The sequence below is a fragment of the Microbacterium saccharophilum genome (assembly GCF_007992455.1).
GTDB lineage: Bacteria > Actinomycetota > Actinomycetes > Actinomycetales > Microbacteriaceae > Microbacterium > Microbacterium saccharophilum.
In genome coordinates, this window is sequence record NZ_BKAH01000018.1 from 16,744 (window position 1) to 42,639 (window position 25,896).

27 protein-coding genes are annotated in these 25,896 nt (G+C 66.3%); 19 read left to right on the forward strand and 8 right to left on the reverse strand.

Features of this window, described 5'->3' with window-relative positions; genetic code table 11:
- Nucleotides 1–789: a M23 family metallopeptidase gene (locus tag MSA03_RS13290; protein ID WP_147051374.1), complete on the forward strand. Its 789-nt coding sequence runs from the start codon at nucleotides 1–3 to the stop codon at nucleotides 787–789.
- Here the strand turns inward: MSA03_RS13290 and MSA03_RS13295 are convergent.
- Nucleotides 786–1,787 (reverse strand): IS481 family transposase, encoded by a 1,002-nt coding sequence (locus MSA03_RS13295; protein WP_147051388.1) that lies wholly within the window; start codon nucleotides 1,785–1,787, stop codon nucleotides 786–788. The genes MSA03_RS13290 and MSA03_RS13295 overlap by 4 nt on opposite strands.
- A gap of 20 nt (nucleotides 1,788–1,807) precedes the next feature.
- The gene (locus tag MSA03_RS13300) at nucleotides 1,808–2,368 is read right to left on the reverse strand and encodes an RBBP9/YdeN family alpha/beta hydrolase (RefSeq protein ID WP_147051375.1); all 561 of its coding nucleotides are present in this window, start codon (nucleotides 2,366–2,368) and stop codon (nucleotides 1,808–1,810) included.
- 55 nt (nucleotides 2,369–2,423) lie between these two features.
- Between MSA03_RS13300 and MSA03_RS13305 the strand changes: the two genes are divergently transcribed.
- Nucleotides 2,424–2,774, forward strand: coding sequence for a MerR family transcriptional regulator (locus MSA03_RS13305; protein ID WP_147051376.1), 351 nt, complete (start codon nucleotides 2,424–2,426; stop codon nucleotides 2,772–2,774).
- 31 nt (nucleotides 2,775–2,805) lie between these two features.
- Here the strand turns inward: MSA03_RS13305 and MSA03_RS13310 are convergent, their stop codons facing one another.
- The gene (locus MSA03_RS13310; RefSeq protein WP_244946432.1) at nucleotides 2,806–5,436 is read right to left on the reverse strand and encodes an AAA family ATPase; all 2,631 of its coding nucleotides are present in this window, start codon (nucleotides 5,434–5,436) and stop codon (nucleotides 2,806–2,808) included.
- 1,235 nt (nucleotides 5,437–6,671) lie between these two features.
- Here MSA03_RS13310 and MSA03_RS13320 point away from each other — a divergent pair.
- The 3 genes from MSA03_RS13320 to MSA03_RS13330 all read left to right on the forward strand — a co-directional run bounded on the left by MSA03_RS13320 (nucleotide 6,672) and on the right by MSA03_RS13330 (nucleotide 9,563).
- Nucleotides 6,672–7,790: a tyrosine-type recombinase/integrase gene (locus MSA03_RS13320; RefSeq protein ID WP_233486705.1), complete on the forward strand. Its 1,119-nt coding sequence runs from the start codon at nucleotides 6,672–6,674 to the stop codon at nucleotides 7,788–7,790.
- On the forward strand, nucleotides 7,780–8,127 hold the full coding sequence (locus tag MSA03_RS13325) for a helix-turn-helix domain-containing protein (protein WP_147051379.1): 348 nt from the start codon (nucleotides 7,780–7,782) through the stop codon (nucleotides 8,125–8,127). The genes MSA03_RS13320 and MSA03_RS13325 overlap by 11 nt, the downstream gene beginning before the upstream one ends.
- Nucleotides 8,128–8,297: 170 nt before the next feature.
- Nucleotides 8,298–9,563, forward strand: a complete 1,266-nt coding sequence (locus MSA03_RS13330) for a site-specific integrase (protein WP_147051380.1) — start codon at nucleotides 8,298–8,300, stop codon at nucleotides 9,561–9,563.
- Between the two features lie 3 nt (nucleotides 9,564–9,566).
- Here MSA03_RS13330 and MSA03_RS13335 read toward each other — a convergent pair whose 3' ends face one another.
- The gene (locus tag MSA03_RS13335; RefSeq protein ID WP_061015170.1) at nucleotides 9,567–9,926 is read right to left on the reverse strand and encodes an ArsR/SmtB family transcription factor; all 360 of its coding nucleotides are present in this window, start codon (nucleotides 9,924–9,926) and stop codon (nucleotides 9,567–9,569) included.
- Nucleotides 9,927–10,009: 83 nt separating this feature from the next.
- Between MSA03_RS13335 and MSA03_RS13340 the strand changes: the two genes are divergently transcribed.
- The 10 genes from MSA03_RS13340 to MSA03_RS13385 all read left to right on the forward strand — a co-directional run bounded on the left by MSA03_RS13340 (nucleotide 10,010) and on the right by MSA03_RS13385 (nucleotide 18,497).
- Complete coding sequence (locus tag MSA03_RS13340) at nucleotides 10,010–11,311, forward strand: NAD(P)-binding domain-containing protein (RefSeq protein WP_101847476.1); 1,302 nt, start codon at nucleotides 10,010–10,012, stop codon at nucleotides 11,309–11,311.
- 121 nt (nucleotides 11,312–11,432) lie between these two features.
- Nucleotides 11,433–12,419, forward strand: coding sequence for a thioredoxin-disulfide reductase (gene trxB, locus MSA03_RS13345; RefSeq protein ID WP_016465422.1), 987 nt, complete (start codon nucleotides 11,433–11,435; stop codon nucleotides 12,417–12,419).
- Nucleotides 12,416–12,742 carry a thioredoxin gene (gene trxA, locus MSA03_RS13350; RefSeq protein WP_016465421.1) on the forward strand — a complete coding sequence of 109 codons (327 nt, stop codon included), beginning with the start codon at nucleotides 12,416–12,418 and terminating at the stop codon, nucleotides 12,740–12,742. The genes trxB and trxA overlap by 4 nt, the downstream gene beginning before the upstream one ends.
- Entirely contained in the window at nucleotides 12,739–13,836 is a 1,098-nt protein-coding gene (gene arsB / locus MSA03_RS13355; RefSeq protein WP_016465420.1) for an ACR3 family arsenite efflux transporter, read from the forward strand. The genes trxA and arsB overlap by 4 nt, the downstream gene beginning before the upstream one ends.
- Complete coding sequence (locus tag MSA03_RS13360; RefSeq protein WP_147051381.1) at nucleotides 13,833–14,831, forward strand: metalloregulator ArsR/SmtB family transcription factor; 999 nt, start codon at nucleotides 13,833–13,835, stop codon at nucleotides 14,829–14,831. The genes arsB and MSA03_RS13360 overlap by 4 nt, the downstream gene beginning before the upstream one ends.
- A gap of 22 nt (nucleotides 14,832–14,853) precedes the next feature.
- Nucleotides 14,854–15,264 carry an arsenate reductase ArsC gene (locus MSA03_RS13365; RefSeq protein WP_016465418.1) on the forward strand — a complete coding sequence of 137 codons (411 nt, stop codon included), beginning with the start codon at nucleotides 14,854–14,856 and terminating at the stop codon, nucleotides 15,262–15,264.
- 95 nt (nucleotides 15,265–15,359) lie between these two features.
- Nucleotides 15,360–15,719, forward strand: coding sequence for a Cd(II)/Pb(II)-sensing metalloregulatory transcriptional regulator CmtR (cmtR, locus tag MSA03_RS13370; protein ID WP_016465417.1), 360 nt, complete (start codon nucleotides 15,360–15,362; stop codon nucleotides 15,717–15,719).
- Nucleotides 15,716–17,629 carry a heavy metal translocating P-type ATPase gene (locus tag MSA03_RS13375; RefSeq protein ID WP_016465416.1) on the forward strand — a complete coding sequence of 638 codons (1,914 nt, stop codon included), beginning with the start codon at nucleotides 15,716–15,718 and terminating at the stop codon, nucleotides 17,627–17,629. The genes cmtR and MSA03_RS13375 overlap by 4 nt, the downstream gene beginning before the upstream one ends.
- Nucleotides 17,630–17,631: 2 nt before the next feature.
- Nucleotides 17,632–18,186, forward strand: coding sequence for a signal peptidase II (gene lspA / locus MSA03_RS13380; protein ID WP_036283889.1), 555 nt, complete (start codon nucleotides 17,632–17,634; stop codon nucleotides 18,184–18,186).
- A 2-nt stretch (nucleotides 18,187–18,188) separates the two neighbouring features.
- Nucleotides 18,189–18,497 (forward strand): hypothetical protein, encoded by a 309-nt coding sequence (locus MSA03_RS13385; protein ID WP_436970512.1) that lies wholly within the window; start codon nucleotides 18,189–18,191, stop codon nucleotides 18,495–18,497.
- 16 nt (nucleotides 18,498–18,513) lie between these two features.
- Here MSA03_RS13385 and MSA03_RS13390 read toward each other — a convergent pair whose 3' ends face one another.
- Entirely contained in the window at nucleotides 18,514–19,398 is an 885-nt protein-coding gene (locus MSA03_RS13390; protein WP_147051382.1) for a UvrD-helicase domain-containing protein, read from the reverse strand.
- On the opposite strand from MSA03_RS13390, the gene MSA03_RS13395 reads away from it, so the two are divergent.
- A protein-coding gene (locus MSA03_RS13395) for an IS3 family transposase (protein ID WP_371863111.1) occupies nucleotides 19,397–20,574 on the forward strand; the annotation gives its coding sequence in 2 pieces (ribosomal slippage) (nucleotides 19,397–19,663 and nucleotides 19,666–20,574; 1,176 coding nt in all). The genes MSA03_RS13390 and MSA03_RS13395 overlap by 2 nt on opposite strands.
- Here the strand turns inward: MSA03_RS13395 and MSA03_RS14705 are convergent.
- Both MSA03_RS14705 and MSA03_RS13405 read right to left on the reverse strand, forming a co-directional pair.
- Complete coding sequence (locus MSA03_RS14705; RefSeq protein ID WP_147051383.1) at nucleotides 20,571–20,939, reverse strand: UvrD-helicase domain-containing protein; 369 nt, start codon at nucleotides 20,937–20,939, stop codon at nucleotides 20,571–20,573. The genes MSA03_RS13395 and MSA03_RS14705 overlap by 4 nt on opposite strands.
- 5 nt (nucleotides 20,940–20,944) lie before the next feature.
- Nucleotides 20,945–22,429, reverse strand: coding sequence for an ATP-dependent nuclease (locus MSA03_RS13405; RefSeq protein WP_170245513.1), 1,485 nt, complete (start codon nucleotides 22,427–22,429; stop codon nucleotides 20,945–20,947).
- A gap of 1,135 nt (nucleotides 22,430–23,564) precedes the next feature.
- Here MSA03_RS13405 and MSA03_RS14645 point away from each other — a divergent pair.
- The 3 genes from MSA03_RS14645 to MSA03_RS13415 all read left to right on the forward strand — a co-directional run bounded on the left by MSA03_RS14645 (nucleotide 23,565) and on the right by MSA03_RS13415 (nucleotide 24,729).
- Nucleotides 23,565–23,699, forward strand: coding sequence for a hypothetical protein (locus MSA03_RS14645; protein WP_261798692.1), 135 nt, complete (start codon nucleotides 23,565–23,567; stop codon nucleotides 23,697–23,699).
- A gap of 131 nt (nucleotides 23,700–23,830) precedes the next feature.
- Nucleotides 23,831–24,103, forward strand: coding sequence for a hypothetical protein (locus tag MSA03_RS13410; RefSeq protein ID WP_147051385.1), 273 nt, complete (start codon nucleotides 23,831–23,833; stop codon nucleotides 24,101–24,103).
- The gene (locus MSA03_RS13415; protein WP_218028827.1) at nucleotides 24,103–24,729 is read left to right on the forward strand and encodes a hypothetical protein; all 627 of its coding nucleotides are present in this window, start codon (nucleotides 24,103–24,105) and stop codon (nucleotides 24,727–24,729) included. The genes MSA03_RS13410 and MSA03_RS13415 overlap by 1 nt, the downstream gene beginning before the upstream one ends.
- A gap of 156 nt (nucleotides 24,730–24,885) precedes the next feature.
- Here MSA03_RS13415 and MSA03_RS13420 read toward each other — a convergent pair.
- Nucleotides 24,886–25,896 (reverse strand): hypothetical protein (locus MSA03_RS13420; RefSeq protein ID WP_218028828.1); only part of this gene is annotated, 1,011 nt, incomplete at its 5' end.

Below are 25,896 nucleotides of genomic sequence, written 5' to 3' on the forward strand. Positions count from 1 at the left end.
ATGGGTGCCCCGGCCGTCGCTTCAGCCCTCGCGAGCACGAGGACCGGCCGGAAAGCGAGCATCGCCCTCGTCGTCCTCCTCGTTCTCGCGAACGCAGCGATCTTCGCGCCATTGGTCGCGGTGCCGATGGCGATTGCCGGCCAGGCGTCAGCTGCGCACGGGGAACCCGGCGACGATGCGGTCCCCGCAGTGAAGGGCGAGTGGGGGTATCCCCTCGCCGGCAGCTACAGCACCGGTCGCGGGTACGGGTATCACCCTGTGAAGGGGTGCGCGTACTGCCCGTCCAATCACCTCGGCTATGACATGGATCAACCGTGCGGCGCGACCGTGCATGCGGCCGGCCCCGGAACGGTGATCACCGCCGGACCGATGCCGGGCTGGGGGAACACCGTACGCATCGACCACGGCGGCGGAATAGTCACCCTCTACGGCCACATGCAATGGCAATCCCAGGTGGTCGCCGTCGGCGACCGCGTCACGGCCGGTAACCCGCTGGGCGCTGAGGGGTCGACCGGAAAGTCGACCGGATGCCACTTGCACTTCGAAGTCCAGCTGAACGGGATCGCCAGCGAACTCCAACTGGACGAGCTCGCCGTAACAACCGACCCGAAGCCCGCCACAGTGCAGGCATGGGTCCGCTTCGGAAAGACACCCATCCGCGTCGAAGCTGAGGCCTGCATGTGGACGGCCCACGCCGTCGCCATCCGGTTCCGGGTGGCCGCGCAGGAGTACCGCTGCTGGGTATGGCGCGGGGCCGTCCAGGTCCCCGACAGCCCGAGCATCAGCTAGCTGTATGAGGCCAAGACGTTGTTGACCTGTAGAGGGGTCGCGGACGCTGGCGGCTTGCCGTCGTGCGCGCCGTGGGGTCGGTGATAGTTGTAGTGACGGTTCCATACCGCGAGCGCGGCGGCGCGTTCAGGTTCTGAGGTCCAGGTCCGGGCGTAGAGGAACTCCTCGGCGAGGATGCGGTTGTATCGCTCGATCTTCCCGTTGTGCCGCGGCGTGTATGGGGTGATCCGCTGATGCCGACTTTCGCCCATGGCGTCGGCGAACCCGGACGCCCTGTAGCACGCTCCGTTGTCCGTCACAATGCGCTCGATCTGCGTGATGCCGTGGGCAGCGAACCATGCTCTCGCCCGGTCGAGGAAGGCAACGGCGGTTACGGCCCTCTCGTCCTCCAACGCTTCGCTATAGCCGAGTCGGGAGTAGCCGTCGATCGCGGAGTGCAGGAAGACGTAGCCGGACCTCGCGCCCCGCTTCTTCGTCCGCGCCACGGCCTTGTCCTCGGCGCTACCTTTGCCGTGAACCCGCCATCCTCCGCCGTCCGGGATGCGGCCGGTCTTCTTGATGTCGATGTGGACCATGTGCCCGGGTCGCTTCGCGATGATCGGCTGCGGTTGTCGGTTGGTCTCGCCACTGGGGTCGATTAATCTCCGCCGGTTCAAGCCGAGCTGTGCGAGAAGCCGTGTGACGGTCCGTCGGCTCACAGGGGTGCCGGCGAGATGAAGCTCGAAGGCGATGCGGGACGCCGGCCACTTATGTTCCCGCCGCATGGACTCGATCCGTTCCACGAGATGGCCTGGCGTCGCTGTTGGCTGGCTGGCCGGAGCGGAAGAGCGGTCAAGAAGCCCGACTTCCCCGAATTGTCTAAATCGGTTGACCCACTTGGACGCTGTCGCGCGCGAGATGCTCATCTCGGCGGCGACGTGTGCGATGGGGCGGGTGCGACACCGCTCGATGAGTCGCCGGCGCCCTTCAACGGTCAGCGGCGCGTTGCGATGTGTGATCTGGCCGGATGCCCTGGCCATCACAGGACCACTTCGAGAACGTGCGGCAACGACGTGACCCCATCGGTTGCCAGAAAGTGGCCCGCGCCCGGGACGACAAGAGGGGAAGTATCAAGAAGGCGAGCGAGGCGATCCGTGTGTCCCGTCGGGACGTAAGGGTCATCGTCGGACCGCATGACCACTAGAGACACCACATGCTCTCGTATCCCGGCCAGGTTCACGCCGTCGCCAATGAACTCGTCGAGGACGGGCAGCGATGGCAGCTTGTCGACGAACCCCGCGACGAGCACGAGCGTCCCGACCCGCCACGGGTCTGATAGCGAGGAGAGATGCCTGAGGACAGTGATGCAGCCGAGGCTGTGGGCAATCACGATGGACTCAGGCCCCGGCGTCCCCAGCGCCTCCGCGGAGGCCGCCGCCCAACGACTCGGATCTGGCGCGGTGGGATCCGGCAACACGGGGATGTGCGCGGATACGCCCGTTTGATTCAGCCGGTCGGCAAGCCAGCCAAACCAATGGTCCTCGGGCGTCGCGCCGTATCCATGGAAGATTACACCCTGTCTGGAAGTTGTTGACGTCATACCGCTGGACGTTATGCGTTGACGCCAGCGTGAAGGTCAAGTTCAAGGAGCACACATGTTGATCAGCGAGTTCGCTGCCAGAACTGGGGTCTCGGCCCGAGCGCTGCGCCACTACGAGCATCGCGAACTGCTGGCCGCGGAGCGCGACACCAATGGCTACAGGGTCTATGCCGAATCCGACGTCCCCCGGGTGCTACAGATCAAGGCGATGATCAACGCCGGACTCGCAACGAGCACTATCCGTCGGTACATCGACTGCGCACAGACCGGAGAGCACGGCACCACCCTTGAGATGTGCCCGGAGCTTCGCGCGGAGGTCGATGCCATCTCGGCGCACATTGATCAGCAACAGGCCATGCTTAACGACACCAAGCAACGTCTTTGCACGCTCACCTCGAAGAACTAACCGGCGTCAACAACCTCATGGCCAGCAACAGCTAGCGATCGAGACCACTCCCGACACCTATAGCCGGAGTGGTGGCCGAGTGCCCGCCGTCAGCTCCGGGCGGCTTTCCCGGTCGCGACTCCGGCACGGCTGTGGGCGCTTCGCTGCGGGCTGCTCTTCCGAGCTCGGTGCGGGCGCCGCGGCGGGCGTCGGCGATCGTCACTTCGGGGAGGCCGCGCATCATCGTCGCGGCGACGACGTCGACGGCGGTCTGGCCGGGCCGGGGGATGGCGATGGCTTCGTTGTGGATGCGCCCGCGGGTCATGCCCACGTAGAGGCCGGCGGCGTCGACGTCGGGCCCGACGATGGCGAGATCCGTCGTCTCTCCCTGGATGCCGTGCACGGTCGACGCGTAGGCGAGGTGGAGGTGGTCGGCGGCGTAGTCGGTGCCGATGGTGCGAACGTCGCCGCTGTCCGTGGTGCTGACGAGGTCGATCGCAGCGTTGTGGATGCGTCGCACGACCCACAGCGCGCGGTTCTCGACACCGGCGACATGGTCGTTGCGTCGGGTTTGGACGACGTCGCCCTCGAGGATGCGCTGCCCGTCCATCCCGACCGCGATCCGGTGAACGCTGAGCTGTCTCTTTTCGACGCGACGTTGCTGGATGGCCGTGTTGATCGCGTCGGCCTCGTCGTTCGCACCCGTGACCAGCGCGATCCGGCGACGGACGGCGGTGGCTCGGAAGTAGCCCTCGATCATCACGTCGCGTGCTTGCTGAAGGTCAGCCACGGCGTGGAGGTGGCCGCCACGGTCGAGAGCCGTCGCGATGCTGACCGCGTCGGACTGCGAGGCCGGTTCGCGGAGACGGAGGGTGAGGGCGGCGTACTCGGGGTCGCGGAATCGGTGAACGGCGGTCAGTTCGACGACGGAGCCGCTGCGACGTGCCATGCAGGCCATCGCACCCGAGTGGCCGACCGGGAGCGCCTGGAGGTGGTCGCCGACCATCGCGATCCCGGCGCCCGTCTCGGCGGCGAGGATCGCGAGGGCTCGGGCGGTGTGTAGGTCGACCATTCCGGCCTCGTCGACCACGATCCGGTCTCCGGGTGACAGCGGGTACCGGCGGGGACCGAGATAGATGTGGCCGGCGGTGTCGGTGTCGCCGGGCTCAACTCGGGTCCAGTGCTCCGATCCGGTGCTGTCGTGGTTCCAGCGCCAGCCATGGTCGGAGAGGAGGGCATGCAGGCTCGACCCGGCCGTCCCGATCTCTCTTGCCGCGACAGAGGCCGCCTTCTTCGTCGGCGCGACAACCACGAGGCGCCGCCGTTGCACGTCGAGGGCACGTTTGGCCACGCGGAGCATTGTTGTCTTACCGGTGCCCGCGGGCCCGGTGATGGTCACCAGCCGATGCGTGCCGGCGATCGCAGCGGCTGCGTTGGCCTGGCCCTCGTCAAGCGGCAGGTCGCCGATCGACGCGTTCGCCACCGTCGCGATCGTCGGCCGGCTGATGTTGACTCCTGGTTCGTTGAGCTGGTCGAACAGAGCGGCGAGTTCCACCTTCAGAGCCGCGGTGGACGGTGCCATGTAGCCCTTCACATACATGGGGCGGTCTGCCTCACCGTCGAGCAGGTCGACGACATTGTCGAGGGCGTGAGCGACGGCTGCGTCGATAACCGGCTGGAGGTCGTCTCGAGGGGCGACCACGCCGCTCGCGGCGAGGGCACGGGTGGCGCCGGCACGGATATCAACCGCGCTGAACCGGCCGCCGTTCGCGGCGGATCGTTGGTCGGCGTCCACAAGAGCGATGGTTCCGAGCATCTCGAAGTCGAGCTCCGGCACGACACTCACCGTCGCGGACGCGTTGCCGTCGCCCAGAAGAGCCGGATCGATCGCGGCGAGCTCCTCTCGGACGAGTCGCTCCCACGTGTCCTCGGTCAGATTGGTGGGCTTGCCTGGGCGGCCTGTCGCCCAGGCGAGGCGGTCGATCTGCTGCAGCACGTCCCGGTCCGGTTCCTGGCCGGGATGCCGACCGCGCCACTCGGCAAGAGCGACCGCACGATGCGCTTCGATTTGGTTCGATCGACGTGACAGCGGCCGCACCGCGTGGGCAACCTGCGCTATCTCACCGTCGGCATTGAGGGTGTAACCGTGGCGGGCCAGAGCGGCGATCCAGTCGGGATCGGTTCGCGCCGCGAGATCGCCTTCGGCGTTGATGAGTGTGTGCAGGCGCATGGCGAACCGCGAGTCGACGTTGGACCACTGGCCATCGATGCCCTGCACCTTCACGCTCAGCCACAGATGGCGGTGGATGTGCGGATCCAGCGCGCGGGACCGGCGATGCTGCAGTTCGACGACCTCGAGCCGACGGATCGCCTGCCGGATGCGACCCCCGGCCCCGCGGCGCGCATTCAGCTCCTGCTGCCAGGTGGTGATGATGCGTGACCGCAACCGGTCCTGCAGCGCCTCGAACTCCCGCGCCAGATCCGGGTGCACCAGGGCGACGATGCTGAACGACTTCGGGGCGTTGATCGTGCCATCCAGGATCAGATCCGCCTGCGGCGAGAGCAGCTCCCTCCCCCGGCGCTCCCCGGTCACCGGGTCGCGGCCGTCCACCCACGCCATGAGGTCACCGCGCGACAGCTCGTCCTCACGGATCGCGCCGTCCTCGACGGTGTACCGGGTCACCGTTGGCGTGTCACCGCGGGAGTAGGCGGCGAGCGCATCAACGCCGCTGGACAGTCTTGGCGCAGCGTCGCATTGTCCCTGGAGCGCGTACGCGATCGCCGACCGAACCCCGTGGGATTCGACGCCTCGCTTCCACCGTTCGAGTCCGCCCCGCACGTCTCACACGTTACGCCGAATTGTTAATCACGTCACGTGATTCACAGAAAGTGCCTGCGTGCATCGCTTCGTTTGTCCATCGCTGCTCGTCCTGTTGTCGGTCACGTGGCAGCTCGCGCCGATGGGCAGGAACTCCCTGCATTCGCTCGGGTGTGGGGCCGCTCGCGAGCATCTCATTGGGCGGGCTATTCGGGCGCGTCGAGCTGAGTTCGCAAGGGCGGCCGCCCCTAACACCGACCGCACGGGCAAGGACCGCGATTCGTGCCCTGGCGCCGAAGGTTCGGGCGGACGGACAAACCAAGCGTCTTCTGGATCGCATCCGAACCAGTCGTCCGCGGCCAAGCTACGTATTAGGCCAGCTCGACCGTGCGGTAGCGAGCGCGAGTTAAGGCGACATACAGACGCCTGTCTGTGTCCGCGTCAACGGTGAGTCCAACGCCAAGGCGCTCTCGCTCGAAGTCATCGAGCTTCACACCGACGCGATCCCATTCCCGCCCCTTCGCCTGGTGAATGGTCAAGCCCGGCACGAGCAGGGTGGTTCCGCGGATCCGCTCTCCGAGCAGCTTCAACCTGTTCGTGTGGGCGTGATGTGCGACGCGGAGCCTGCGTGGAGAGACTGAGTGAATTGCGGCGCACAGGATGGCGTATGCCTCTCGTGTGGCCGCCGTCGTAGGTTCCCGAAGGCGATTTAGAGTCGCCTCGAGCTGACGATCGATGGCGGGCAGGTCCATTTCGGTGATCGCGAGCGCTCGCAGCGCATCGCGCAGATATGTGGCTGGTTCGTTAACGGTTCGCGACCAAGCAGTATCGACATCAGATGCATCACTTGCTTGCGATTGCATGGTTGATCTGGAGTTTCTCGGTCGCGGCAGGAGGCTCGGCGGGAGCTGGCCGCCGAGCCCAGGAGTGGATCACGGGCGGCGTGGCTGTCGCGTATGGTGCCGACAAGGGTGATTCGGCTACCAAGTCACCTTCTTGCCTGCTGGGGTGGTGCTTCACGAACGTGTCCAACAGCCTCTGCGGGTGAAGATCATGGAGAGTGGTTGCAACAATGATGCAACTGCTGCAACCATGGAGGGGTGCGTTCTGGTTCAGATGTTGATGGTCGCTCTTCGCTGCGGCTGACAGGAAATGTCGTCGCCCTCGATGAGGGGAAGTACGTCTTCGAGTCGATGCTGGATGGCTGGGCGAACCAGCAGACAAGTCGCGGTTTGCAGGCGACCACCATCGATTCGCGCCGGCGGTTCATCGAGGATTTCGCCGAGTTCTGCGCGGCGTACCCGTGGCAGTGGCAGCCGCGGGATCTCGAGGACTATTCAGTGCGCGTGCGACCCGGCAAGGGTCCCTTGAAGCGGTCAACGATTCGGGGGTATCAGACGAGGATCCGTCTGTTCTGCGACTTCCTCACTGACCCGCGGTACGGCTGGCAGGCGGAGTGTCTGGCTCGGTTCGGGGATGCGCCGCAGCAGATCTGCCATGACTGGAACACGATCTCGCACCTGCTCGACCATGAGGGGGATCCCGGGCGACGTGCCCTCACTTTCGATGAGCTGGAGCGGTTCTTCGATGCTGCGGATGCTCGGGTCGAGGCGATCGTACGTGCCAGGAGGAAGGGTGCGCTTGCTGCGCTCCGGAACGCGCAGATGTTCAAGACCATCTACGCCTTTGGGCTGCGGCGTTCCGAGTGCATTGGGCTCGACGTTGCCGATCTGCGGTCGAACCCGGTGGCCCCGGGGTTCGGGAGTTTCGGAGCGGTGTATGTCCGGCACGGGAAGGGCAGTCGGGGCACCGGTCCGAAGCGACGGACCGTGCTGACTCTGCCCGAGTTCGACTGGGTCGTTGACGGCCTCACCCATTGGGTGGACCAGGGCCGGCCGCGGGTGGTCGGTGATTGGGAGACGGACATCCTCTGGCCGACGGAGCGCAGGACCAGAATCGGTGGCCGCTACCTGAACGACCGTTTCGCCGAGCTGCGCGACGAAGCCGGACTTCCGGAAGAGCTGGTTCTGCACTCGCTGCGGCACACCTATGTGACGAACCTCATCGAGTGGGGCTACAGCGAGAAGTTCGTGCAGGATCAGGTGGGCCACACGTTCGCTTCGACGACGGCGATCTACACGTCTGTCGGGGACGACTATAAGAACCGGGTGCTCGCTGATGCGCTCAAGAGGAACACGGAGGACCGTGATGGGGACTGACTCGAAGGGGCCGATCGACTGGCACCTGCGTGCTCTGATGGCCGAGGCTGGGATGTTCCAGACCACGGAGCTGCTCGCGCCGCTGCGCGAGCAGGGCATCGTCTTGTCCCGCGAGCAGGTGTATCGACTGGTCACCAAAGCACCGGAGCGGTTGAACGTCGAAGTTCTTGCGGCGCTGTGCCGCGTCTTCGGATGCCAGCCGAACGACCTCATCACTGTCGTGGCGCGACCGGCAGCGGCGAAGAAGACGGGCACTGGGCGGGGGCGTGACACGGCGATCGGGGACCTTCGTCCTGTGCGTGCGCGACTTCATCGTCCCGCCGATCCAGGCCGATGACGGCTACGCCGTCACAGACGTGTGACCGTTGCGGGCGTTCGAGCGCGGGCCGTTACTCGCTGCTCGGCGAGAAGATCTGCAACGTCTGCTACAGCGCGCTCCGCAGGAACCCGTCAGAGTGTCCGTTGTGCGGGAACATCCGAGTCCTCGCATTTCGCACCGATGAAGGCGTGATCACCTGTGCGATCTGCGCCGGACACCCGCCACGGTTCGCGTGCCGCACGTGCGGCAGTGAGGAGTTCCTGACCGGAACGCACTGCGGGCGATGCCGGCTGCAGGCACGACTGGACGAGCTCATCGGACCCAAGGGATCGGCTCCGATCGAGCTGACCAGGCTTCGCGTGTACCTTGCGAACGCGCCGATGGACCCGCGTTCGGTGGTGCGCTGGCTGCGGCGGCCGCACGTCACAGAGACCCTGCGCGGCATGGCCACGGGCGCGCTGCCCGTTGATCACTCGTCTCTTGATCAACTCCAGCAAAGGCCAGCAACGCGGTATTTCCGGCGTCTGCTCATCGAAGCCCAGGTGCTGCCGAACATCCACGTGCTGCAGCACGAGCTCACGCTGCACGTTGCCGCGGTGGCTGCGACTCTCGAGCGCCCGACCGGGAACAAGCTCCGCCGCTTCTACAGATGGGACGTGTTGCCCAAGCTTCACAGGCGCTATCGAGACCGCGATCGAGACCTGTCCAACGAGGCCTTCATCGGCCAGCGCGGGAAACTGGCCGCGGTCGTCCGGTTCCTGACCTGGATGGATGCTCGCGGGCTCGCCGTCAGTGACCTTGATCAACGCACGCTCGATCACTACATCGCCCGCGTCAAGACGCGAGAGCCCGTGGAGCACTTCGTGCGGTGGGCGACCAAGACGCGGCTGACGGGCGACCTCGCCACCAACGTCCGGGCTGCACGAAACACGATGTCGAACGTGACCAAGGAGGAGCTGTGGCGCGATATCGACCTTCTGCTCAACGGAGAAGATGTGGAACTGGAAGTGCGCGTGGCAGGGCTGTTCATGCTCCTCTATGCGCAGATCCTCGGACGCGCCGTCAGTATGACTCGCGACCGAGTAGACGCCACCGGGGCGCAGGTGACCGTGCGGTTCGGGGTCACGCCCGTCGTGCTCGATGACCGGGTCGGGGACATCGTCAGACGGCACCTCTCCGCCGCGCCGCGACGGGGATACGCCGCGGGGGAATCGAGCTGGCTGTTCGAGGGACTCTCGCCCGGCGCTCACATGACTGCGGCCTACATCAGGCTGCGCCTCACGGAACTCGGGATCCGTCCACGCGTGTCACGCGAGACCCGGATGAACCTGCTGAGCATGCGGATGCCCTCGGCCGTGGTTGCCGACGTCATCGGAATCGGCAACCACACGGCGGACCGGCGTAAGAGCAAAGCCGGCGGGATCTGGTCGAACTACCCAGCCGTGCGTCGATGACTACTAGTTCGCACTGCCCAGCGCGGCAGGTCGCAGCGCATCCGCGGCCGCCTCGAGCGCCCCGTCGTTGAGCGCGAAGTACGCCCACTTCCCGCGCTGTTCGCGGGTGACAAGCCCGGCGTCGGTGAGGAGCTTCATGTGGTGCGAGACCGTCCCCTGTGACAATCCGACCGGCTCGATGAGGTCGCAGATGCAGGCCTCGCCGCCTTCGGTGCCGGCGATAAGGGAGAGCAGCATCACGCGGGTCGGATCACCGATGGCCTTGAACACCCGAGCGGAACGCTCGGCCTCCTCGGGGGTGATCGATGCGGTGATGCGCGGCACGCAGCACGTGCTCTGCTCGATGGTCACGGGAAGGCTCATGCGGATAGTCTGACACGTATTGACAAACTTCGATAGGTAAGCGAGTGTTCTCGTATTGAAGTTTTTCGATCTGAGGAGATGTGATGTCTGAGCTTCCTGTCGTCGTCATCGGTGCCGGTCCGCAGGGCCTGGCTGCAGCCGCCCACCTGACCGAACGCGGCGTTGACGCCGTGGTCGTCGAGCGGGGCGGCTCGGCCGGTGCTGCCGTGTCCGAGTGGGGACACGTGCGACTGTTCTCCGGGTGGCCGGAGCTCACCGATGCCGCAGCGCGACGCCTTCTCGAGCCGACCGGCTGGACGGCGCCAGCAAGCGGCTACCCGACCGGGGCTGAGTGGGTCAGCGAGTACCTTTCCCCGCTCGCCGACGCTCTGGGCGACCGGGTGCTCTACGGCACGACCGTCACCGGTGTCGCTCGTCAGGGTCGAGATAAGGTCGTCGCGAGCGGCCGGAAGGCGCAGCCGTTCGTCGTGCACACGGTCGACCAGGACGGCCGTGATGGCCGCATCCTCGCCAGCTCTGTAATCGACGCGACCGGCACGTGGTCACTTCCGAACCCCGCGGGCGCTGACGGATACCCCGCGGTCGGCGAGACGGCTGCCTCGGAGCGCATCTCATACCGGATCCCAGACGACGTGTTCGAGCTGGCCGGCTCGCACGTGGTCGTCGTCGGCGCCGGCCACTCCGCGACGCACGCAGTGCTGCGCCTGAGTGAGTTGGCGCGTCGCGAGCCGGGCACCAAGGTGACCTGGCTGCTGCGCCGCGGGAGTGCAACGAACGTGTTCGGCGGCGGAACGGGAGATGAGCTGCCCGAGCGGGCCGCACTCGGCTCCCGCGCACGCAAGGTCATCGAAGCCGGCGTCGTCGAGGTCGTCACCGGGTTCCGCGTCGCGGAGTTCCAGCAGGACGGCGACACGCTCACGATCCTCGCCGAGAACGGCCAGGAGATCTCGGGTGTCACGCGCGTCTTCGCCCTCACCGGGTTCCGCCCCGACACCAGCATCCTGCGGGAGGTGCGCATCGAGCTCGACGGATCGCTGGACGCCGTGGCCGGGATCGCCTCGGAGATCGACCCCAACATCCACTCCTGCGGCTCGGTGGGAGCGACCGGCGCACGCCAGCTCGCACAGCCGGAGAAGGACCTGTTCATCGTCGGTGCGAAGTCCTACGGCCGCGCCCCCACCTTCCTCGCGCTCACCGGCTACGAGCAGGTGCGCAGCGTCGCAGCCCACCTTGCCGGCGACCATGAGGCCGCGGACCGCAACGAGCTTGTCCTGCCCGACACCGGAGTGTGCGGCGGCGCCGGCGGCTTCGACGCCGAAGGCAGCAGCTGCTGCGCCACGCCGTCCGTGCTGCAGATCGGCTCGCGCCCCGTCACCGTCGGCTGACGGTCTCGGAAAGAGGGCGGCTTCCCGTGGGAGGCCGCCCTCTTCGCGTGTCCAGGTGAAGAGTCGGTGAACGACGCCAGCGCCGATTGCGCCTTGCATAGATTGATGTCAATATAGAAGCATGTCGATTCAAGAGGTTGAGCTGGTCATCGTCGGGTCCGGCCCTGCGGGGTTCACCGCTGCGATCTACGCGGCCCGTGCGAACCTGGCGCCCGTGGTGATCGCCGGCTCCGTGACGACCGGTGGCGCACTGATGACCACGACCGAGGTGGAGAACTTCCCCGGCTTCGTCGACCCGGTCAACGGCCCGGAACTGATGGAGTCGATGCGTCAGCAGGCCGAGCGCTTCGGTGCCCGCATCCTCCTCGATGACGCGATCCGCGTCGACCTCGAGGGACCGATCAAGGTCATCGAGACGGGTGCAGGGGAGGCCTTCCACGCCCGCGCGGTGATCCTCGCGATGGGGTCGGCGTACCGCAAGCTCGGCCTCGCGGACGAGGAGCGCCTCACGGGCCGCGGAGTGTCCTGGTGCGCCACCTGCGATGGGTTCTTCTTCCGCGAGCAGGAGATCCTCGTCGTCGGCGGAGGCGACTCCGCGATGGAGGAGGCCCTGTTCCTCACCCGCTTCGCCTCCAAGGTGACGATCGTGCACCGCCGCGACGAGTTCCGGGCATCGAAGATCATGGCGCAGCGCGTTCTCGACCACCCGAAGATCGAGGTCGCCTGGAACAGCGAAGTCGCACGCCTCAACGGCGCCGAGAAGCTCGAGTCCGTCACGCTTCGCGACACCGTCACCGGCGCCGAGCGCGACCTGCCCGCGACGGGGCTCTTCGTGGCCATCGGCCACGACCCCCGCTCCGAGCTCGTCACCGGAACGGTCGACACCGACGCCGCCGGCTTCGTACTCGTCGATCACCCCTCGACCCGCACGAACCTCTCCGGCGTCTTCGCCGCCGGCGACCTCGTCGACCACACCTACCGGCAGGCGATCACCGCCGCCGGCACAGGTTGCGCCGCAGCGCAGGACGCCCAGCACTTCCTCGCCGCCTTCGAGAACGCGACCGCGCCTCTGGACGCCCTGACCGAGACCGAGGAGGTCTTCGCATGAGCACGCTCACCGCCGTCACCGACGCGACGTTCCAGGACGAGGTCCTCGGCTCCGACCTCCCCGTCGTGGTGGATATCTGGGCCACCTGGTGCGGGCCGTGCCGGCAGGTCGCCCCGCTGCTCGAGCAGCTCGCTGCCGAGTACGAGGGGCGCGTGAAGATCGTCAAGGTCGACGCCGACCAGAACCCCGAGACAGTGATCGCCGCCGGCGTCACCTCCATCCCCACTCTCGGCTTCTACCGCGACGGCACACGCACGGACATCCTCATCGGCGCGCACCCGAAGCCTGTCATCGCCGAGAAGATCGAAGGACTGCTCGCATGACCACCGCAACCACCACCCCTGCCCGGGCCGCAACCCGGCGGCTCTCCACACTGGACAGGTGGCTGCCGCTGTGGATCGGGCTCGCCATGGTCGCGGGTCTGCTTCTGGGGCGGTTCGTGCCGGCGCTGTCGGATCTGCTCGGCCGGATGGAGGTCGGCGGCATCTCGGTGCCGATCGGGCTCGGACTGCTGGTGATGATGTACCCGGTGCTGGCGAAGGTCCGCTACGACCGGATCGCCGCCGTCACGGGAGACAAGAAGCTCCTGATCTCCTCGCTGGTGCTGAACTGGCTGGTCGGCCCGGCCGTGATGTTCGCATTGGCCTGGATCTTCCTGCCCGACCTGCCCGAGTACCGCACCGGACTGATCATCGTCGGGCTCGCCCGCTGCATCGCGATGGTCGTGATCTGGAACGACCTCGCCTGCGGCGACCGTGAGGCGACCGCCGTACTGGTCGCGATCAACTCGGTGTTCCAGGTGGTCGCGTTCTCGCTGCTGGGCTGGTTCTACCTGACCGTGCTGCCCGGGTGGCTCGGGCTGGACACCCAGGGGCTGGAGATCTCGGTCTGGCAGATCGCGCTGAACGTGCTCGTCTTCCTCGGCGTGCCGCTGGTCGCCGGCTTCGCGTCCCGGTGGATCGGCGAGCGGCGCCGCGGCCGCGACTGGTACGAGGAGAAGTTCCTGCCCGTGATCGGACCGTGGGCGCTGTACGGGCTGCTGTTCACCATCGTGCTGCTGTTCGCTCTGCAAGGAAAGCAGGTGACGTCCCATCCCCTGGATGTCGCGCGCATCGCCATCCCGCTGCTGGCGTACTTCGCGATCATGTGGTTCACCGGCATCCTCACCGGCAAGGCACTCGGGCTGAACTATGCCCGCTCCACCTCGCTGGCCTTCACTGCAGCGGGCAACAACTTCGAACTCGCGATCGCCGTCGCCATCGGCACCTTCGGCGCCGCCTCCGGCCAGGCCCTCGCCGGCGTGGTCGGCCCGCTCATCGAAGTGCCCGTCCTGGTCGGGCTCGTCTACGTCTCACTCTGGGCGGCCCGAGCCTGGTTCCACACCGATCCGTACACCGGCGAAAGGATCACCTCATGAACCTCACCCTCACCGGCACGGCCGACGCCTGCAGCCCGGTCGCCACGCACGCCATCGGCCAGGAGGCCGCCGGCACGGTGGCCGCGACCCTGAAGGCACTCGCCGACCCGCTGCGACTGCGGATGCTCTCTGCGATCGCCTCGGACCCGCGCGGCGAGTCCTGCGTCTGCGACCTCGCCGAGCTCGCAGACGTGTCACAGCCGACCGTGTCGCACCACCTGAAGGTGCTCAAGGACGTCGACGTGCTCACCTCGGAACGCCGCGGGACATGGGTCTGGTATCGCATCAACCCGAGCCGCCGCAGCGCCGTCACCGCCCTGCTGGACTCCTTCGCCCCGGCGACCATGACGGCGCCCAGCGAGGACGGGAACAGCGAAGATCGCGACATCCGCCCAGACTTCGACATCCGGATCACCCACCTCGCCGACGAACTCGCCGCCGAGATCCCCGAGCTCGCCCCGGAGACTGTGCTGAGCATCGTGCGTGAGTCCTACACGTCGCTGGCCCGTACCGCGAAAGTCACCGGCGCGCTCGTCCCTCTCACCGAACGCTTCGCCAGGCAACGACTCGCAGACATCACCAGAGACCGCAACCACTCCGTCCCGCAAGTGCTCTTCGTCTGCGTCGCCAACGCCGGCCGCTCCCAGCTCGCCGCGGCCCTGGTCAACCAGATCGCCGGCGGCAAAGTCATCGCCCGCTCCGCCGGATCCAGCCCCGCCGAGATCATCCACCCCCACGTGCGCTCGATCCTCGCCGAGATCGAAGGCGATGCCGCGGCCGCGCGCTTCCCGAAGCCCCTCACCGATGACGCCGTCCGCGCCGCCGACGTCGTCATCACCATGGGCTGCGGCGACGTCTGCCCCATCATCCCCGGGGTTCGCTACGACGACTGGGCGGTCGGGGACCCCGCCCTCGCCTCGCGCGAAGGCGTCGAAGCCATCCGTGACGACATCGAAGGCCGCGTCCGTGCCCTCGTCAACGAACTCATCCACTGACCCATCCCTCACAGGAGCCACCATGATCGACACCACCGCACCCAAGCCCTCCGTCCTCTTCGTCTGCGTACACAACGCCGGCCGCTCGCAGATGGCCGCCGGATTCCTGCGCGACCGCGCAGGCGATCGCATCGAAGTGCGTTCCGCCGGGTCCATGCCAGCCGACCAGATCAACCCCGTCGCCGTCGAGGCCATGGGCGAGCTCGGGATCGACATCACCGCCGAGCAGCCCAAGGTCCTCACCACCGAAGCGGTGCAGGCCTCCGACGTCGTCATCACCATGGGCTGCGGCGATGCGTGCCCGTTCTTCCCCGGCAAGCGCTACGAGGACTGGAAGCTCGACGACCCGGCCGGGCAGGGCATCGACGCCGTCCGTCCGATCCGCGACGAGATCCGCACCCGCATCGAACAGTTGGTCAGCGAACTCGTCTGAGCGACTCCGATTGCCGTGCACTGTCCCCGGGACCTCGTCTCTCCGTCGACAGCCTCCTTGCCTCGTAAGTTCAGCAAGCACTGTATAATCAGTGCATGCTGACTATTGCTTCTCGCCTCGACGTCATGAACCGGCTCGGCCGGGCCATGGCGGACCCGACGCGTTCCCGGATCCTGATGACCTTGCTCGGCGGCCCGAGCTATCCGGCCGTGCTGTCGCGCGAGTTGGAGCTGACCCGCTCGAACGTCTCGAACCACCTGACCTGTCTGCGCGACTGCGGCATCGTGGTCGCCGAGCCTGAGGGGCGGCAGACGCGCTACGAGATCGCCGACCCGCACCTCGCGGCGGCGCTCACCGCACTGGTGGACGTGACGCTTGCTGTCGACGAGCACGCTCCCTGCGTGGACTCTTCGTGCACCGTGCCGGGCTGCTGCGGGACGGGAGCAGGCGAGTGAGCGCGGCGTGCGGCTGCGAGCACGACGAGCCCGAGACTGTCATAGGCGATGAAGCCGAGGAGGCGGAGCGCCCCTGGTGGCGGGACCGCGGGATCATGGTCCCGGTCTTCTCCGGCGTCGCCTTCCTCACCGGCCTGGCGCTGGAGTGGTCCGGGATGGAGATCCCGGCACTGGTGGCGTTCTGGATCGGTCTGCTGCTGGGCGCGTCGACGTTCACCCCGGGCGCGATCCGGAAGCTGTTCAAGGGCAAGCTCGGCATCGGCCTGCTGATGACCATCAGCGCCGTCGGCGCGGTGATCCTCGGCTACGTCGAGGAGGCCGCCGCCCTGGCGTTCCTGTACTCGATCGCCGAGGCGCTGGAGGACAAGGCGATGGACCGTGCTCGCGGCGGGCTCCGGGCGCTGCTCAAGCTCGTCCCGGAGACCGCGACCGTCCGCCGCGACGGCGTCTCGGTGGAGGTCGCCGCGAAGGACCTGGCTGTCGGTCAGTTGATGCTGGTGCGGCCGGGCGAGCGGATCGCGACCGACGGCGTCGTCCGCACGGGACGTTCCAGCCTGGATACGTCCGCGATCACGGGGGAGTCGATCCCGGTCGAGGTCGAGCCCGGCGATGCCGTGTCGGCGGGTGCGATCAACACCGCGGGGGCGCTGGAGGTCGAGACGACCGCGGCCGGCACGGACAACTCGCTGACCACGATCGTCGACCTGGTGGAGAAGGCGCAGGCGGAGAAGGGAGACCGCGCCCGTCTCGCCGACCGCATTGCCCGCCCGCTCGTGCCCGGCGTGCTGATCCTCGCCGCTCTCGTCGCGATCATCGGGTCGCTGCTCGGCGACCCGGAGCTGTGGATCACCCGCGCACTCGTCGTGCTGGTCGCGGCATCGCCCTGCGCGCTGGCGATCTCGGTCCCGCTGACCGTGGTGGCCGCCATCGGGTCGGCGAGCAAGTTCGGCGTGATCATCAAGTCCGGGGCCGTGTTCGAGCGGTTCGGCGTGATCCGCCACGTCGCGGTCGACAAGACCGGCACCCTGACCCGCAACGAGCCCGCCGTCACCGCGGTGCTCACCGCCGACGGCGTGACCGAGGCGCAGGCGCTGGCGTGGGCGGCGTCGTTGGAGCAGCACAGCACCCACCCCCTCGCGGCCGCGATCACCGCTGCAGCGCCTGAGGCCCCTGCAGCCGAGGGCGTGACCGAGCAGGCAGGTCACGGCATCGAAGGCGAGCTCGACGGCGCGCGGATCACGGTCGGCAGCCCGCGTTGGCTCGACGCCGGATTCCTCGGCGACCAGGTCGCGGGGCTGGAGGAGCAGGGCATGACGGTCGTGATCGTCCACCGCGACGGCGAGCCGGTCGCCGCGATCGGCGTCCGCGACGAGCTGCGCCCGGAGGTCCCCGAGGTCGTCCGTACCCTCGCCGCGCAGGGCATCGGGGTCACGATGCTCACCGGCGACAACGCTCGCACCGCCCGCGCCCTCGCCGCCCAAGCGGGGATCGAGGACGTCCGCGCCGAACTGCGCCCGGAGGACAAGGCCGCTGCGATCGCAGAGCTCGGTGCGAAGGGCTCGGTCGCGATGATCGGCGACGGCATCAACGACGCCCCCGCCCTGGCCGCTGCCGATATCGGCATCGCGATGGGCGCGACCGGCTCCGATGCCGCGATCGAGTCCGCCGACGTGGCCTTCACCGGCCACGACCTGCGGCTGCTGCCGCGCGCGTTCGACCACGCCCGCCGCGGACGGCACATCATCAACCAGAACATCATCCTGTCGCTGCTGATCATCAGCGCCCTGCTCCCGCTCGCCCTCTTCGGCGTCCTCGGCCTCGCCGCCGTGGTGCTCGTGCACGAGATCGCCGAGGTCGTCGTGATCCTCAACGGTCTGCGCGCCGCCCGGACCCGGAAGACCATCGCGTGACCGTGCAGGACGTCGCCGCGACAGTCGGCGAAGACCGTACGGGCCCACGGCCGCAGGCGAGGAGAGCCCTTGGCTTCACCTTGGTCGTGGCCGTGCTCGCTGTGGTGCTCGACCAGGCCTCGAAGGCCCTCGCCGTGGCACAGCTGGCCCCGGGGGAACGGATCCCGCTGGTCGGGGACCTGTTCGGCCTGTCCCTGGTCTACAACCCCGGAGCCGCGTTCTCGCTCGGCTCCGGGGCCACCTGGATCATCACCCTCATCGGCGTACTCGCCTCCGCCGCGGTGGTCATCTTCGCCATTCGGCTGCGCGGTGCCCGCTGGGGCCTCGCGCTGGGGCTGGTCCTCGGCGGCGCGGTCGGCAACCTCATCGACCGAATCATGAACCCGCCCGCGTTCGGCCGCGGCCACGTCACCGACTTCCTCGCCTACGGCGACCTCTTCGTCGGGAACGTCGCCGACGTCTTCGTCGTGATTGGGGTCGGACTCGTCTGCCTGAACCTCCTCCTGCCGAACGCTCGCACGATGACCAACAGCGAGAGAACGGAAAGCGCCTCGTGAAAGTGGAATTGCTGCACATCGTCGACTGCCCCAACACGGACATCGCCGAAGCCAACGCACGCGCGGCGCTCGACGCTCTCGGGCTCGGGGGCGTCGCCGTCGAGCTGGTGACGATCCACACCGAGGCCGAAGCGGCAAGCCTCGGGTTCGGAGGATCGCCCACGCTCCTGGCCGACGGCGTCGACCTATTCCCGACATCTCCTGTACAGGCACTTGCGTGCCGCGTCTACACAACGGAGAACGGGTTCGCTGGGGCACCAACCACGTCCCAGATCGAACGGGCGATCCGAGCATTGCCCGAGCAGGCGTAACCGGCGGACACGATCATCACCTGGTCAACATGGAGCCCACCAAGCCGTGGTGCGAATACTGCCTCCCGAAATACTGCTCTCCACCGACAGATGCGAAGTAGTGAAGCAAGAGAGTCGCGCCAGCCTCCTCGTAGCCTCCTTTGAAGCTTCCGAACGCGAGGGGCAGAACTTCGCTACCCAGGTTCCATAGCGGCTTCCATGTTGAAGATAGGGCGACGTCTACCGCCTCGTCCGGCTGGGCGACTTCAATCGCAACTGGAGACCCCGCGCGCAGATCAGCCGCCAGGCTCCGTTGCGCCTCCGTTTTCCATCTGAAGGATTCGGTCAAATCCGCGCGAGCTATCGCATGACGGAGCATTAGCTCGCGCACCGCATCTGGCGTCGCTCCGCGAAACACGTAGAGCGCTTGCCACGGATCTCCGACCAGCGTTGTTCCGATGCCTGACTGCAGCATGAGTTCCACCACGCGAAGGTCCAGTTCGTTCGCGTCAAAGACCTCATCCACAATGACCGAACGAAATGACTCGGCAAGGCGCCGACGGATGCGATCCTGACAATCTGGCCGATCGAGCGCCAAAGCCATGACCGCCCGAACATCGTCGCGAGTGCAAGCTCCAGCACGTAACAGGGGCACGACGATCGACCCCGGCACTCGCTGACGGCTTGTTCCCTCGAACTGCACTTGTGCCACGAGCGCATCTCCGTCGGCGACTAACGCATACCCGACGGATGTCCATGCCTGCTGGGCCAGCGCGGCCCACGAGTCGAACACTTGGAGCTCAGTCGCGCCGCCCGGCCAGAGGATGAGGCCGCCCTCAAGTAGGTCGTGAGGGCGTGAGGAACGAATCGGTGACAACTGATCGTTAGTGCCGGGAGGCGCTGACGGGAAGGATGTCATCATGCCCGGTCCCTATCCGCAAGAGTTCCGCGAAGACGTTGTCGCGGTCGCCCGGCGCCGCGAGAGCGGCGTCACCATCAAACAGGTCGCCACTGACTTCGGTATCAGCGAAGCGACGCTGCAGAACTGGCTCCGCCAGGCCGACGTCGAGGAGGGCAACCGCCCCGGCCAGACCGCCGCGGACGCCGCCGAGGCACGCGAGTTGAAGAAGCGGATCCGCTTGCTCGAGCAGGAAAACGAGGTGCTCAGGAAGGCCGCGGCGTATCTGTCGCAGGCGAACCTGAAACTCGGTGGCTCCCCAAAATGACGTACCCGCTCGTTGCTGAGCTCGCCGAATCGGGGATCCCCGTGACGGTGTCGTGCCGGGTTCTCAAGCTCGCCCGTCAGCCCTACTACCGCTGGCGAAACGACCCTGTCCGCAGCGCCGATGTGCTCCGTGCGTATCGGCTCAACGCGCTCCGCGACGCGCACGTTGAGGACCCGACGTTCGGCTACCGCTACCTGGCTGACGAGGCCCGCCGCGCAGGGTGGCGGATGAGCCGGCGCACGGCGTGGAAGCTGTGTTCTCAGGCCGGGATCCTCTCATCCGCGCAGCGCCGCCGGCGCGGGAAGGGCAAGAAGGCCGGGCCGCCGGTGTTCGATGATCACGTGCAGAGGCAGTTCCACGCCGACGCCCCGAACCGGGTCTGGCTCACGGATATCACGGAGCATTGGACGAGCGAAGGCAAGCTCTACTGCTGCGCGATCAAGGACGTCCATTCGAACAGGATCGTCGGCTACTCGATCAGGGACCGCATGACGGCGAAGCTCGCCGTCGACGCGCTCCGCAATGCCGTCACTCGCCGTGGTGACGTCGCCGGCTGCATCCTGCACGCCGATAGGGGCAGCCAGTTTCGAAGCCGAGTGATGGCCCGCGAACTGCGCCGCCACGACATGGTCGGATCGATGGGCCGCGTCGGCGCGGCCGGAGACAACGCCGCCATGGAAAGCTTCTGGTCGCTCGTCCAAACGAACGTGCTCAACCAGCAGCGGTGGACGACCCGGCAGGAGCTGCGCCTCGCGATCGTCGTCTGGATTGAGCGGAAGTATCACCGGCAGCGAGCCCAAGACGCGCTCGGCGGGTTGACGCCCATCGAGTTCGAAGCCAAGCTGACCGAGCCGCTCACCATCGCGGCCTAAACCGCACCTGTCACCAGTTCGTTCCTCACGCCCTGAAGTAAATCGAGCAGCAGTTTGTCTAGGGTTTCAATACGGTTGGGCCAACGCAGACAGGTGGGGCCCCATAGCATCCGCACACGACGGCTCAACTCCGCCGTGGCGGCTCGCGTAAAACTAAGCGCCAAAACACCGCGGTCCTCACTGGCGCGAAATCGAAGCACGCCAAAGCGTGCCGCGGAAACCATCGTCTTGCCAGACCCGGGTCCCGCTTCAATGTAGATGCTGCTCGCCGAAGTGCCGCGCGCAGCCGCGGTGGCCTGTGAACTCGTCAGTTCTCGCGCGAGCCTCGATCGACGTCGCCGCCGCGGGGTCGGCGTTTCTGCCATGGCCACTAGGAGTCGGTCTCGTCAGCGAAGGCGACCGGAGGCGTGCCGCCGGGCCCAACGTAGAGGAAGTCGAGTGCTCTCTCGATAGCACCTGGCACATGCACCGTTTCACCTCTGCGCAGTGCTGACCGGATCTCCGCGGCCATCTCGAGAGAGAACTCGCCTTTACGACGTGCAGCCGGGCCGGCACTGGTCGCCGGGCTGACTTCGGTCGCAGCTCGAGCTCCCCGAAAGAGCGCCTCGACGCTTGCGTCTGTGACTGGGCTGGCGGCCGGCAGCTCCATTCGTCCCAGCACTCGGCTGACCAAGGCTTCGTTACCAACTGTGATGGCCGGTTCGAGTGTCGGATGCGATTGCTCCACCTGAACAACCCCGTGGTCGTAGCGCGCAAGCCAGCTGGGCGGCGCCGGGGTATCTGTCGGCGCCAGATCGCTGTCTCTAAGCACGGCAAGCCGGCCGACGAGCTCATGACCGGGCGAGGCAAGGAATTCGACCGGCCACTGGCCGACCTTTGCGCCGATCGGCACGATGCTCAATGCGTGAACAAATGCCCGCTTCTCTGCATCACTCGCGCTCCAAGCGAGTCCGAACTCGCGGACGAGCGCGGCGTCGGTGACTCCTTCGACTAACAGCACCCGGGAGGAGAACAGGGCGGACGATCTTGCGGCGTCGAAGTGGAGCGCTACGCGTTGCAAGATGCGACTCCGATCATGGAACGGCACCTCAGCGATTGTTCGGCAGACCCGCGCTCCGTCCGCGCCCTTGCGAAGAACCACAAGCTCCTCCGGCGCAGTGCTTGTGATGATGTCGGGGGCGTGCGAGGTCAGGATGATCTGAAGCTCGGGCCGCGCGCGCACCTGGTCCCTGAGGTAGCGGACAAGCGCCTGCTGGAGCTGAGGGTGGAGATGCGCTTCAGGCTCTTCGATTACGACCGTGGCGTGGAAGGGGTCGGTCGAGAAGAGGGAGTCCTCTTCACTTTCGCGCTCCGCGTCTGCCTGATCGAGGTAGTCCCGGACATCGGTGTCACCCTCGTCCGCCTCAATAGATGACTCGGGAGTCGTGGGTTGGGATCCTGTGGTTGGGATGGCCGCCAAGATGATCGCGATGTGGAGGAGATTGACGTATCCAAGTGCCGTGACATCGAGCGGTAGCGCATGTTCTCGACCTTCGATGACGCCCAGCATCAGCTGGAGAACCCGCGCCAAGTAAGCGTCGTCGACTGCTTGACCCCGGATATACGGCCAAGACCGTTCGACTCCCGACGTCAGCGCGTGGAGGTGCGTAGTCACCACGCGCTCGAGCGATTGAAGGATGGTGTCATTGGCTAGCCCCTCCAGCAAATGCCCCGCCCGAGCGCGCAACCCAGTGAGATCTCGACCGCTGCCTCGTGCCTGCTGTTGTGCCCGGAGGAGCTCTATCAACACGCGAACTTCTCGCCTGGCGAGTTCGTCGAGCGGATTCCTCGATGCTGGCAAGAAGATCAGCCGCACGGCATCTTGAAACTCACTTCGCGTCTCCTGAGCAGACCGGACTGATCCGAGATCCCGGCTGAGAGATCGAGTCCACGTCGCGGCCGCCGTGTCGGCGGAACGACGCCCGGTCTGCGTCATGATTTGCTCACCGAGTCGGCCCTCCACCTGTCCGGCGCGCTCGAAGTAGTAATCGATCTCGATAAGACGATCACCCGAGCGAGTGCTGCGGCACTCGGACGACCAATTCGAGGGAAGACCCGAGAGTGACCCAGGTAGGCCGCCTCCGCGAACGTTGTCTTGCCGGACGAGTTGGCACCGAGGACTACGGAGAACCTTCCGGGAAGTACCACCTCCACGGGGTTGTCGGCGCCCGACCTGTATCCAGAAACTCGCAACCGACGCAGGTACACACATCCTCCTGTCTCGGGGCTCGGTGCTCCTCTCCCCGGAGCCGATCGTAAGGGACAGTCGTGTTTTCCGCGCTCGAATTGGCCCCGCGGGCGAACCAGTGTCTGGCTAGCGCTTGCGCGAGTGAGGGTGAGCTATCGGAGATGCCCGCCTCGCCACCGAGGAGTACCTGCGCGAGGCGTTGGGAAGGTTGACGTGGCGACCCACTTCTCAATCCCCACAGGTTCTGCCCGACATCCCGACGCCCAGTAATGACGAGCTTCGGCCGCTTCTCTAGCCGTCTGGCACCATCCGACACGTCTTTGACGACATCGGCGACCAAATTTTTCTGCAACTTCTATACGCGTACCCTGTCGAGAACGTGTCGGGCGGTCATCTTCCGCGTGAATTCGCGGCTCGGGGGCCGATCGAATTACATGTATGTAGTTCGTGGGGGACGATCTCTCCACAGAATCTGCTCTCTAAGCCCCCTGAGTGGCCGTCTACGCGACGTTTCATCACAACTTGTCCACATACCTATCCACACGTTCGTTAGACCGTTGTCGGAGCGTGTGCTTAGAGTTGGAGGGCAAGCAAGAAGCCCCGATCGCTGAACTCGAGCGGGGCTCGGAAGTTGCAGCAGATCGGGGCTGGGGTGTCTGGGTAGGACTCCTCGACTCTAGAGGCCCAGGTGGTCTCGACCAAACGCCGGGCGGCTCGCCTGGCCGGAGGGGATCTGCTTCCCTACGCGCAGGAAGGAAGCATCATGGCGAAGGCATCGTCACGGTCGTCCGGGAAGCCCTCGAAGGCCTCGCTGAGCAAGGCGGGACGGACGCTCGCGTCCAACTCGTCGAGCAAGCCGGCCAAGGCGAAGGCCGGCTCGACGCTCGGCAAGGGCTAAGACCCATGGGGCCAGCTGGACTTCGTTCCGGCTGGCCCTCCCTGCCCACGCTTCACGTGACAAGGCGCGTCGTGGTTCGCCTTCACTCTCGCGGCTATCGCCCACCCGAGGGGCGAGAAAGCAGCACCATCATGAGTAGTTCCTTCTCCTTCAACGAAGACGCCTTCCGCAAGATCGCCGAGGAAGCCGTCACCAACGTGGCCGCGGAGCAGACCCGCGACCTCGAGCGTCTCCGCAAGCAATACGCCGGTCGCCCGGTCGCAGAGATCAAGCCTGCGCTGCAGGCGCTGTTCGCCGCGTACGACGGCTCGATCACCGACCCGGAGCTGTCGGACTGGGCGCAACTGATCTCAGACAACACCCGGATCGAGATGGCTCCCGCGCCGATCGATTGGAGCCGCTGATGGGCGGCATCGATCCCGAGTACCTCAAGCACCAGTACCTTTACGTCCCGTGGGTCGATCACAGCAAGGTGGACACGGTCGAGGGGGGCAAGGCGATCGGGCTCTACGTTGCGCAGCACTACAAGGCGCGTCCGACGATTCTCTGCCCGTTGAAGTCGAACGCGGCATATCACGACGAGTTCAACAAGCTGACAGTCGTCACCGAGCGCTCCGGTTTCGTCGGGGAAAACGGTGTCGTGATCGCCTGGTGCCCAACCCACAAGGTCATGCAGAAGCTACACGGCCGCCAGAACATCGTCGTGCTCGTCGAGTGGCCAAGCGAGCGCTTCGACGCCTGGGCGAAGCTGATGGGCGCTTACAACGTCGTCACCGGCGAGGTCATGAGCGCGGGCTTGTCTGAACCCGGTCTCAAGGCGCTAGAGGGCATCGTCTGGGAGGGGTACAACGGTTGGCACGACTCCATCGCCGAAACCCTGACCACTGCGCACCTCAAGGAGCTCGCGGCGCTCGGCGAGTATGACCGCGCCATCGTTCTCGAGTACGCCGCGCAGCACCGCGGGGAGACCAGCATTCAGCGACTCGAGAAGATCCTCAACCGTTTCGAGCGCGGACTGACGGCTGCGTAGGCCTCGAATACGCCAGAGAGCCCCGGAACGTGAACCGCTCCGGGGCTCTCTGCTGAGCCGTTAGTGGAACGCGGCGAAGCGGGCGCGGTTACGCCCGCAACGTGCCTCTATCGTGCACTGTCCGTATGGGGATCGACGTGCTCCCCGGGATCGGGATCAAACAGACGGACGCCGCTTGATCCAGGAGATGGCCTTCCTTGACGGGACTGGTGTGTCGCGCATGTCCTGGAGCGAGATCGGCCGCCGTACCGGGTTCAAGCGGTGAAACTGTCGTAGACGCTCTCCCAGACTTAGCTTTTTCCAGTCAGGGCCGCCGACAACGAGATCGTCGCCTGGCAACAGGATCAGCGGTCCGACTTCGTCCTCTCCAAGCTCTCGCAATACGACCGTGCATGCTCGTTGCTCGGCGACTGCCCCGCTGGGAAGCTCCAACGTCGTATCGACGATCACATACTGGCGTTGCAATGAGACCGGGTTTCCTTGCGCGTCCTTCGAAGCGATCGTTACCGGGATCGTGAAGCTCCCTGGCGCGCCAGGGCTTGTAATGGTCAGCGACCCATCGTTCGCGGCACACGTCAGCGCTACCCATGTCCGAAAGTTGTAGCCCGTTGGGGTGAGGCCGCCACCGACCGGAATGCGGACCTCAACGTCAAGGATGAGCTGGTGTGGGCCAGCCTCGAGGATTTGGTGTGGCCCGACGAAGAAGGAGATTTGAGGTTCGGTCAGTGCGAAGGCGTCTGCGGTGATCGAGACCGTGGTGCGCGACAGTACACGCTCAAGTTCGATCGTGCGTCGGTCGCACGACGCGCCGCCAAAGTACACAGCGATCTCTCCTGAGGGGGTGCGGCTGATCTCGGTGCGGTCCGTCGTCTCCGATACCACTTGGACCGCGCCGGGCTGCAGCTGTCGACCGATGAGCACTTCAGCAGAGTCGCCATCGGAAGACAACACCCGGACGCCGATGTGTCCATCACTCCACTCGCGCGCCGCCGAGTCTTCACTGATCAGGTGTTCTTCGGCTGCGCGACGGAGCTTGGGGTTCTTGTAGCCGTCACCATACTGGGGCATCGCGGGAATGTCGCGGACTCGCTGAATCAGCACGCCAGGGCGTGCGGGTTGCGAGCCTCCGGCGCCGACATTCTGGTCCCACCCTGAGGTGGGACGGTA